This window comes from Actinoallomurus oryzae (assembly GCF_039541955.1).
Lineage (GTDB): Bacteria > Actinomycetota > Actinomycetes > Streptosporangiales > Streptosporangiaceae > Actinoallomurus > Actinoallomurus oryzae.
Genome location: NZ_BAABHF010000043.1, coordinates 157,000 through 163,957, shown reverse-complemented (window position 1 = coordinate 163,957; position 6,958 = coordinate 157,000). Strand labels below are relative to the sequence as shown.

Annotated in this window: 8 protein-coding genes; 5 read left to right on the top strand and 3 right to left on the bottom strand. The window is 66.7% G+C overall.

Features of this window, described 5'->3' with window-relative positions; all coding sequences use genetic code 11:
• Window positions 1-56 precede the first annotated feature (56 nt).
• Together ABEA10_RS34685 and ABEA10_RS34680 are read left to right on the top strand one after the other, a co-directional pair.
• Entirely contained in the window at window positions 57-845 is a 789-nt protein-coding gene (locus tag ABEA10_RS34685; protein WP_345471218.1) for a carbohydrate-binding protein, read from the top strand.
• 57 nt (window positions 846-902) lie between these two features.
• Window positions 903-1,742, top strand: a complete 840-nt coding sequence (locus ABEA10_RS34680; RefSeq protein ID WP_345471217.1) for an RICIN domain-containing protein — start codon at window positions 903-905, stop codon at window positions 1,740-1,742.
• A 74-nt stretch (window positions 1,743-1,816) separates the two neighbouring features.
• On the opposite strand, the gene ABEA10_RS34675 is transcribed toward ABEA10_RS34680, so the two are convergent.
• Window positions 1,817-2,572 (bottom strand): EamA family transporter, encoded by a 756-nt coding sequence (locus ABEA10_RS34675; protein WP_345471216.1) that lies wholly within the window; start codon window positions 2,570-2,572, stop codon window positions 1,817-1,819.
• Between the two features lie 435 nt (window positions 2,573-3,007).
• Between ABEA10_RS34675 and ABEA10_RS34670 the strand changes: the two genes are divergently transcribed.
• Entirely contained in the window at window positions 3,008-3,622 is a 615-nt protein-coding gene (locus ABEA10_RS34670; RefSeq protein ID WP_345471215.1) for a TetR/AcrR family transcriptional regulator, read from the top strand.
• A complete protein-coding gene (locus ABEA10_RS34665) occupies window positions 3,619-3,975 on the top strand; it encodes a DoxX family protein (RefSeq protein ID WP_345471214.1) in 357 nt (118 codons plus the stop codon). Before ABEA10_RS34670 ends, ABEA10_RS34665 begins: the two co-directional genes overlap by 4 nt.
• Here ABEA10_RS34665 and nadE read toward each other — a convergent pair.
• Window positions 3,963-4,814, bottom strand: coding sequence for an ammonia-dependent NAD(+) synthetase (gene nadE / locus ABEA10_RS34660; protein WP_425551004.1), 852 nt, complete (start codon window positions 4,812-4,814; stop codon window positions 3,963-3,965). The two genes, ABEA10_RS34665 and nadE, sit on opposite strands and share 13 nt — an antisense overlap.
• Window positions 4,815-5,254: 440 nt before the next feature.
• Between nadE and ABEA10_RS34655 the strand changes: the two genes are divergently transcribed.
• Window positions 5,255-6,049, top strand: a complete 795-nt coding sequence (locus ABEA10_RS34655) for a GH25 family lysozyme (protein ID WP_345471211.1) — start codon at window positions 5,255-5,257, stop codon at window positions 6,047-6,049.
• Window positions 6,050-6,175: 126 nt separating this feature from the next.
• On the opposite strand, the gene ABEA10_RS34650 is transcribed toward ABEA10_RS34655, so the two are convergent.
• The gene (locus ABEA10_RS34650; RefSeq protein ID WP_345471209.1) at window positions 6,176-6,817 is read right to left on the bottom strand and encodes a hypothetical protein; all 642 of its coding nucleotides are present in this window, start codon (window positions 6,815-6,817) and stop codon (window positions 6,176-6,178) included.
• Window positions 6,818-6,958 lie beyond the last annotated feature (141 nt).

The following is a 6,958-nucleotide window of genomic DNA, read 5'->3' as shown; positions in this document are numbered from 1 at the left end:
GCCGTCGGTATCGCCCGTCCCCTATCGCCGCTTCAGCACATTGAGGAGTACAGCAGTTGAGCGACCGTAAGGAGAACGAACGCCAGCGTCAGGAACGCGCGGACCTCGTCAACGCCTTCACCCGGACCGCCTGGCAGTCGAGTTCGCAGCCGCGGGTGGGCCCGCGAGTCCTGGCGGGCGGGGCCGCGTTGGTCCTGGTCGCCGGAGCGACCTTCGGCCTCGGCGCGGTGGTCTCGAACCGCCACAAGCAGGCGGCCTCCGAGCGTGCGCGTCAGCTGGCCCTGGCCGCGCAGAATCGCCGTACGACCCCGTCCCTGCAGGTGCCGGCCTCACCGACCGCGTCACCGACGCCGACACCCTTGCCGACCCGTCGCCACGTCCGTAGCGTGCGGCCGGCCAGGAGCCCCAGGTCCGTCTCCTCCGCACGGGGCGGACGCGACGCCTACCGTGCGCTCCAGGCCGAGTCGTTCGCCCGGCGGTCGAAGCACCTGAGCACCGAGAACTCGAATGACACCGGCGGCGGCCGGAACATCGCCTCGGCCGCCAACGGTGACTGGGCGTATTACACGAGGATCGACTTCGGCTCCACGGCCGCGACGCGGTTCTACGCCCGCGTCGCGAGCGACAAGGACCAGGGATACGGGCGGGTCGAGGTGCGGCTGGACCGTCCGGGAAGCACACCCATCGCCACCCTCTACAACATCAATACCGGGGGGTGGCAGAACTGGTCGACGGTCTCGGTCGGTGCGAACGGGCTGACGGGCGTGCACAACGTGTACCTGACGTTCAAAAGCGACCAGCTCTGGGACTTCATCAACATCAACTGGTTCCGCTTCGGCCACTGACCGCGGGCCGATGGTGAGGGAACGAGCCGGCAGGAAGGAAGGAACAAGGAAGCGCACATGGACGAGCAGAACACGACTGAACAGCAACGCCGGCAACGTGCGGACCTCGTCGACGCGTTCAGCCGCCGTGCCTGGCAGCCGACCGAACGGTCCAAGGTGGGCCCACGGATCCTCGCGGGCGGGGCCGCGCTGATCGTCGTCGCGGGAGCGGCGCTGGCCGTCGGCGCGGTGACCTCCCATCGCCACGACCGGCCCACCGATGAGCGGGCGAGACCGGCGGCGATGACCGGAACCGCTCTGCCGACGCTCGTTCCCACCCCGGCCACACCGAGTCCGAAGCCGAAATCGCCCGGCACGCGGCACCCTTCGTCGCACCGTCCGGCTTCCGACGACAAGGCCGGATCGCGGTCGGCCCACGGCGTGCGAATCTCCGGCAAGAGGCGCTTGCTGATCCGCAACGTGATGACCGGCATGTGCGTTGACGTGCCGGGATACGGCGACGGACAGCTGAACGGCAAGGTCGAGCAGCACACCTGCCACGGGTCCGGTAGCGACAACCAGCTGTGGGATCTCGTGGTCGGCAAGAACAGCGGTCCGCGCGGCGCCACCCTGTTCACGATCCGCAATTCGAAGGACGGACTCTGCCTCGACCTCCCCGGTTACGACACCGTGCGCGAGGCCGACGTCACGGAGTACCGGTGCCTTCCGGGCGCCGGCGACAACCAGATGTGGTACCTCGAACGGAAGGCGAGCGGCCGATACTGGATCCGCAGCTACGACTCCGTGGGCCATCAGTGCCTGGATGTGGCCGGCGTCCGCGGGTCGGGTGGTCAGGACGCCAAGCTGACGATCTACCCGTGCAGCCTCCAGGCCGACCACCTGTGGTCCTTCTCCTGACATGCTGACGCGGCTGAAGACGACGGTGTCATATCGCCGCGGGCCACCGTCCCAGCGCCGGCGACCGGCGCTCGTCACCCCACGCGGGAGCGCTCTGCCCGATGCCGGCCTACGGGGTTCTCGCTCGGTTCGGGGGCGCCGGTACGGCGCGGTCTGGAGCGTGAGCCTTCTGCTCGGTGTCGGCCGATGAATCTCTCGCTCTGTGTGGTGCTGCTGGAGACCACCACGGCGACACCGACGATGATGAGCAGGAGGCCGGGCAGAGTCGACGGCTCCGGCGTCTGGCCCATCCACAGCCACGCGATGGCCGCGGCCACCGGTGATTCCAGGAGAAGCAGCACGCTTGTCGTGGTCGCCGATCCCCTGCCGAGCGCGAAGTTCAGCGAGCCCAGGCCGAGGAGCTGCGGCAGGATGAGCAGGCCGAGGAGTGCGAGCTCGGTGTTCCGGTCGAAACGCATGAGCGGTGTACCGGTGGCCAGGCAGGCGACCAGGAGTCCGACCGCGCAGACGCAGGAACTCAGGGCGGAGTACAAGGGTGTGCTCAGCCCGCTTCGCGCGCGCTCGCTGAGGGCGGTGTAACCGGCCTGCGCCACGGCTCCCACCAGGGCGAGGAGATCCCCGAGCAGCGCGTTCCCGCCTGACCGGATGTCGATCCCGCTCGCGGCGGCGGCCCCGATCACGGCCACGGTCAAGAGCGCGGTGACGATCGCACCGTTCGTCGCGAAGCCCAGCCCGTTTCTCCAGAACGCCAGGGCAAGGGCGGGCGCCGACGCGAAGGCCGTTAAAGGAGCGGTGGCCGAAACGGCGCAGACGGCAATGACCATCGCCATTGCGTACAGTGGATCGGTTCTCGATTTCATATCTGGAAAGACCGTAAAGTTTGAGTGTCGGCGTGCGAACGGACGGACATGCCGATATTGCACAACGCTATGAAGCGGGGGATATCGCGTTTGATCAGCGCGGCTAGTGGCCGAGCGTGGCGTGCAGACGGTGGCGCGGTAGCGGCATGTGTACGGTCTGTGCATGCGAAATTGCCAAGATGCGGGGCAGCATAGATCGAGTGTGGCATCGCGATTAGGAAATGCGATATCGGTAACGTTGCCTATTTTTCCCTATCGGCACAATGCCCATTGTTTTCCCGGTCCTGGAGGGCCGGAGCCGAGGTTCGGCCACGCATCGGCCGGCACCCGGCCCGCCGACGGCTCGGCATGGGTCGGTGGCGAGCCGACTTGTGCCCGGGGCCACCGCGCCGTAGTGTTCTGAACATGTTCACTGAACGCGTTCATTCTCGATCGGCGAAGCGGGAGGCGACACGGCAGAAGGTGCTGGCGGCGGCCGAGCGGCTCTTTCGCACGCAGGGCTTCAGGGTGACGACGATTCGGCAGATCGCCGCCGACGCGGGCGTGAGCACCGGGACCGTCATGGCGGTCGGAGAGAAGGACGCGCTGCTTGTCGCCATCTTCGATGGCTGGATCGCCTCCGTGCATCGCGGCCGGGACACCGGCCATGACGCCGACCGTACGTCCCTGCCGGCGACTGCCACCGTTGGGGAGGTCATGGACCTCTTCGAGCCTTTCATCAGGTACTTCGCCGTCGACCCTGAGCTTTCGCGTGAGTACGCGGCGGTCATCGTCCGCGGGAACCATGAATCGGCGATTTTCCAGAACCTCGCCCTGGCGCTGATAGCGGAGCTCGAGGCCGTCCTCTCCCGATCCGCGTTCACCCGCGCCGACGCCGGCTGCGGCGCGCGGGCCGTGTACTTCGCCTACCTCGGCCTGCTGATGACCGCTGCGAATGGCGCCATCGAGACACAAGACGCGATCGACGAACTACGGCAAGTGGTCAGTTTCGTCGTGTCACATTCAGGGGGAGAAGAATGATCCACGTTCCTCATCCATGGTGGCTCACGGCGCTGCTCGCGCTCGCCCTGTTCTCCGACGCACTGATGTCCATCCGCCCGCCGACGTTCATCCAAAGATGCCTTGAAGGAGTCCGTTTTCCGCGTGACTGGTGGTGGACGCTCATCGCCATCAAGCTGTTGGCCACGGCCGGTCTCGTCGCTGGGCTGAAATACCCCGGCGTCGGTCTGGCCACCACGGTCGGGGTCATCGCCTATTTCGTGTGCGCGGCGTACGCCCACTACCGCGCGCGGTTCCTCAAACAGGAGTTCTGGCTCAACTGCCTGGGCATGCTCACGCTGTCGGTTGCGGCGGCGATCCCCTATGTGGTGTGAGCCCTCCACCAGTCGTCGAGGGGAGTGACCGGAAGGGCTCGCTTGTGCCGGGTCTTGAGGTAGAGCGACTCCACCTTCGCCGCCACGTCCGTCGTGACGTCGGCACCTTCCAGATAGTCGTCGATCTGGGCGTATTTCAGGCCGAGTGCCACCTCGTCGGGCAGGGCGGGCCGGTCGTCCTCGAGGTCGGCGGTCGGGACCTTTTCCCAGACACTCGATGGTGCGCCCAACTCCTGCAGCAGGGCGGCGCCCTGGCGCTTGGTCAGTCCGGTCAGCGGGGTGATGTCGACACCGCCGTCGCCGTACTTGGTGAAGAAGCCGGCCACCGCCTCGGCCGCGTGGTCGGTGCCCACGACGAGCAGGCCCAACTGCCCGGCGATCGCGTACTGGATCACCATGCGTTCACGAGCCTTGATGTTGCCGCGCACGAAGTCCCGTAGCTTCGGCTCGTCGCCCAGCAACTCCCGCATGCCGAGCGCCGCCTCGGCGGCAGCGGCGTCCGCGCTCGGCTTGATGTTCACCGTGATCGATCGATCGGGCCGGATGAACGCCAACGCGATCTGCGCATCGTGCTCGTCGGCCTGCACGCCGTACGGCAGCCGCACCGCGACGAAGGTGGCCTCGTGACCCTCGGCCCGCAGCTCCTCGGCGGCGAGCTGGCACAACTTACCGGCCAGCGTGCTGTCCTGGCCGCCGCTGATTCCGAGCACATAGCCCTTGGCCGAGGTCGACCGCAAGTATTCCTTGAGGAAGTCGACCCGTTGCCGGATTTCGGCCTTGGGGACAATGGTCGTCTTGACGCCAAGCTCCGCGAGAATCCGCTCCCGTACGTTCACCATCCACGTACCGTACTTTGCCGGAAGCGGTAGGAAGCCCGGCGCCCTCGCCACCACGGTCACCCTCACCGTCGCCGTCGCCCCCGTGACCGGCGCCCTGCTCGCCGACCAGATCGACGGCTGCCCCGCCGCATTCTCACCCCTGGCCCTCGTCACACTTACCGGTGTCGTGCCGGCCGCCGGCACCATACGTTTCCCTTTGTTCGCCTCAGGCGCGACGGGGGTCGGACATTTTCGGTGCCGTCGCCCGGGCCGGTTGTGGCGGGGTAGTGCCTCCTACCGGAGTGATCTCGCGGAACACCTCGGCCACGAATTTCTCCCATCGCGAACGGACATCAGCGATATCCATCGACCTCACATGAGATCATCGTCAAGTTTGCGGATTACGAACCTTTCGGACGATCGACCCTTGGCGCCCGTCACCTTTTACGAAGGAGCAGGACTTGCAGACCTTCAAGCATGCGCGGCGCGTGGCCGCGGCCGTTGTCACCGCGGCGGCCTGCGGCACACTGATGGCCGGCCCCGCCCAGGCCTCGCCGTCCCCCCGGCATGGGCAGGCCCACGCCGGATCGGCCGCGCCCCGCAGCAGCGTCATGACCGAGGTTCCACCGGGAATCCCGGGCCTGGACGTCAGCGGCTGGCAGGAGAACGTCGACTGGGACGCCGTCAAGGCCAACGGCGCCAAGTTCGCCTTCATCAAGGCGACCGAGAGCACCGACTACCACAGCGGTGAGTTCGACCAGCAATGGAACGGCTCCTACCGCGTCGGCCTGATTCACGCGGCCTACCATTACGCCACTCCGGACAGCGCGAGCGGTAAGGCCCAGGCGGACTATTTCGTCGACAACGGCGGTGGGCGGACCGGCGACGGCCGGACGCTGCCCGGCGTCCTCGACATCGAGGACAACGTGTACGGCCCGGACAAGTGCTACGGCTTCACCCCGGACCAGATGGTGAGCTGGATCCACGACTTCATCAACGAGTACCACGCCCGTACGGGCTGGTGGGCCACCATCAACACCTTCACCGAATGGTGGAACGACTGCACCGGCGGCTCCACCGAGTTCGCCGCGAAGGACGCACTGTGGATCAACAACCACGGCACCTCCCCGGGCACGCTTCCCGCAGGCTGGAAAACCTACTTCGTCTGGCAGTGGGCCGACACGGGCGTCTTCCCCGGCGACCAGGACGTCATGAACCCTCAGGTCCTCAAGCAACTACTCCACCCACACGACTGAGCACACGTTCACTGGTCGTCTCAGTAATGCAGTGCCGCCCGCGCATGGCATCGGTGAAGCCGTGCGCGGGCGGCACTGTTTCGGCCGGCCCCGCCCCGCGTCCTGGTCGTTGCCTCTCCGGGTGGGTCAGGTGAAATTGACGCCGTTCATGGTGGGCTGGAGCGTGCCGAGGGTGACGTCGTCGCAGATCGGTGGCTGGTAGCCGTCGTCGAGGCCGCTGTAGGTGAGCGGGACCCAGGTGGCGCCCCAGGCGAAGCCGAGATCGCTGGTGGCGCCGCCCGGGCAGCCCTTTTCGGTGTGCCACTTGATTCCGGCGAAGGCCGAACCTCCGGGCCTCAGTGTGATGGTCATTCCGGGACCGGGATAGTTCACCCGGGTCGAGGGGACGGCGGTGTAGTCGTGCGGCCCGCCTTTCCCGATCGGGACCCAGCCGGCCGGCAGATAGCAGCTTTCCGACGCCCAGTCGGCGTGGGTGAGGGTCAGGGTGGCGATCGCTTCATCCCCTTGCTCGGAGCCGGAATCCTGAAGCTGCAGATACCCCCTGAGCTCGGACGCCCCGCAAGCCGGCGTGTCGTCCTGACCGGCGTACGCCGCCCCCGGACCCTTGTCGTGGGTGCTATTGGCGACCGACGACGCCTTCCCCGCCGCACCCGACGAATTAGATGCCTTCGACGCATTATTGTCGGCGTTGCAGGCGGTCATGGCGAGAGCAATCATCCCACCGCCACAAGCGATAGCGGCGGCCCTGCGCAGGTTCGTGAACTGCATGATTAAAACCTCCTGGTTGCTTACTGACTCGGCTGGTTCGATGTTCGGTAAGGGTGTGGAGGTTCGAAGAGAAAGACGGATTTCTTGATTTTTGTACGTGATGGGTGTCACACGAACCCGGAAGGCGGGCGGTGCGTCGTA

Excerpts from the sequence above, each read along its gene's own strand:
- ABEA10_RS34680 (WP_345471217.1), top strand. The coding sequence starts at position 903 with ATGGACGAGCAGAACACGACTGAACAGCAACGCCGGCAACGTGCGGAC.
- ABEA10_RS34675 (WP_345471216.1), bottom strand. The coding sequence starts at position 2,572 with ATGGCGATGGTCATTGCCGTCTGCGCCGTTTCGGCCACCGCTCCTTTA.
- ABEA10_RS34670 (WP_345471215.1), top strand. The coding sequence starts at position 3,008 with ATGTTCACTGAACGCGTTCATTCTCGATCGGCGAAGCGGGAGGCGACA.
- ABEA10_RS34665 (WP_345471214.1), top strand. The coding sequence starts at position 3,619 with ATGATCCACGTTCCTCATCCATGGTGGCTCACGGCGCTGCTCGCGCTC.
- nadE (WP_425551004.1), bottom strand. The coding sequence starts at position 4,814 with ATGGTGAACGTACGGGAGCGGATTCTCGCGGAGCTTGGCGTCAAGACG.
- ABEA10_RS34650 (WP_345471209.1), bottom strand. The coding sequence starts at position 6,817 with ATGCAGTTCACGAACCTGCGCAGGGCCGCCGCTATCGCTTGTGGCGGT.